This window comes from Nocardia sp. NPDC024068, from assembly GCF_040638875.1.
GTDB lineage: Bacteria > Actinomycetota > Actinomycetes > Mycobacteriales > Mycobacteriaceae > Nocardia.
In genome coordinates this window covers 1-2,082 of record NZ_JBEZYU010000120.1, presented here as the reverse complement: position 1 = coordinate 2,082, position 2,082 = coordinate 1, and the positions used below count along the sequence as shown (strand labels likewise).

Below are 2,082 nucleotides of genomic sequence, written 5' to 3'. Positions count from 1 at the left end.
TGTGGCGAAGCCACGAGTCTCGAGGGCTGACAGCAGACGCTTCGGGGGCCGAACCCCGCGCGCGCCAGCGCGCCAATAAACACAGCACCTTCGCGAGCAAGGTCACCTGCCCCACCTTCGCGGGCGAGGTCACCTGCCCCACCTTCGCGACCAAGCCCACCTACCCCACCCTCGCGACCAAGCCCACCTACCCCACCCTCACGAGCAAGCCCACCTACCCCACCCTCACGACCAAGCCCGCTCCAACACCACCACGAACCAGGTACCCCGACCGAGCGACAGACCCTCGTCCCGCCCCCCGAGTACCGACCCCCGGCCGAGCAGCATCCGCAAACCGCCCCGGCACCGAGCCCACCGAGTCCCCGAAAGAGTCCGAACCCGCCCCGAACTACAACCGCTGCGAGGCGGCCGCGATCCGTTCGTCGGTGGCGGTCAGGGCGACGCGCACATGCTCGGCCCCCGCCGGCCCGTAGAAATCACCGGGGGCCGCCAGGATGCCGCGTTCGGCCAGCCAGTCGAGGGTGTCGCGACAGGGCTCACCCCGAGTGGCCCACAGATACAGCCCCGCCTCGGAGTCGTCGATCCGGAAACCCGCCCCCACCAGCGCGGACCGCAGGATTTCGCGGCGAGCACGGTACCGCTCCCGCTGCGCCGATTCGTGCGCGTCGTCGCCGAGCGCGGCCGTCATCGCCGCCTGGATCGGATACGGCACGATCATGCCGGAATGCTTGCGCACCTCCAGCAGCTCGGTCACCAGTTCGGGGTCCCCCGCCACGAAACCCGCACGGTAGCTCGCCAGGTTCGATGTCTTGGACAGCGAATGCACCGCCAGCAGACCGGTGTGGTCGCCGTCGGACACCCGCGGATCCAGGATGGACACCGCCGGCCTATCCCAGCTCAACCCCAGATAGCACTCGTCGGAGGCCACGACGGCGCCGCGTTCCCGGGCGAAGGCCACCACCTTGCGCAGATGGTCCACGCCCAGCACCCGGCCGGTCGGATTGGACGGCGAATTGAGGAAGATCAACGCCGGATTCTCCGGCCCCAGCCGCGTGAGCCCGTCGGCCCGCAGAATCCGCGCCCCGGCGAGCAACGCGCCCACCTCGTAGGTGGGATAGGCGACCTCGGGAATCACCACGAGATCCGCCGAACCCAGCCCCAGCAACCGGGGCAGGCCCGCGATCAGCTCCTTGGTGCCGATCACCGGCAGCACCGCGGCCTGATCGACCCCGGGGACACCGAACCGCCGCGCCAGCGCCGCCACCGCGGCGGCCCGTAACTCCGGGGTGCCGTACGTGGCCGGATACCCCGGCACATCGGAAGCCGCGCTCAGCGCGGACCGGATCAGTGGATCCACCGGATCCACCGGCGTCCCGACCGACAGATCGACCAGACCACCGGGATGCGCGGCGGCCCTGGCCTTCACACCGACAATGGTGTCCCAGGGGAACTCGGGCAGGCCCGCGCTCACCCTGCGACGGGGGGAAACCTCAGTGCTCACCGCGCGCTCTAGTCCTCGGCCATCGGCGGCAGTTCCTTGATGAACGCAGGATCGTAATCGACCTTGCCCAGCTTGGTCGCACCGCCGGGCGACCCCAGTTCGTCGAAGAAATCGACATTGGCGTTGACGTAGCCGCTCCACTGATCGGGGGTGTCGTCCTCGTAGAAGATCGCTTCCACCGGGCACACCGGCTCACACGCACCACAGTCGACGCATTCATCGGGATGGATGTAGAGCATGCGGCCACCCTCGTAGATGCAATCCACGGGGCATTCTTCGATGCACGCCTTGTCCTTCACGTCAACGCACGGTTCGGCGATGATGTACGTCACTCCCGCTCCTAGTCTTCCTCTGCTCCGGGTAACTGCGCCCGCGCACAAGTATCCCTGGCGCCTCACAGGCTACCCCCGGTGAGCCTGGCCTAAATTCTTGGCGCGCTGGCGCGCGCGGGGTTCGGCTGTAATTTTGGAGCGGCTCCGCCGCTCGAGGTTCGGCCCTCCTGAGCGTCTGCTGTCAGCCCTCGAGACTCGCGGCTGCGCCGCCTCGCTTCGAGGGCTGACAGCAGACGCGGGGCCGAACCC

The 2,082-nt window shown here is 68.6% G+C and carries 2 protein-coding genes; both read right to left on the bottom strand.

Annotated features, from left to right (window positions below):
• Positions 1 to 388 precede the first annotated feature (388 nt).
• Complete coding sequence (gene dapC / locus AB0F41_RS31505) at positions 389 to 1,501, bottom strand: succinyldiaminopimelate transaminase (protein ID WP_357430236.1); 1,113 nt, start codon at positions 1,499 to 1,501, stop codon at positions 389 to 391.
• 8 nt (positions 1,502 to 1,509) lie between these two features.
• A complete protein-coding gene (fdxA, locus tag AB0F41_RS31500) occupies positions 1,510 to 1,833 on the bottom strand; it encodes a ferredoxin (protein WP_357430234.1) in 324 nt (107 codons plus the stop codon).
• Positions 1,834 to 2,082: the final 249 nt, after the last annotated feature.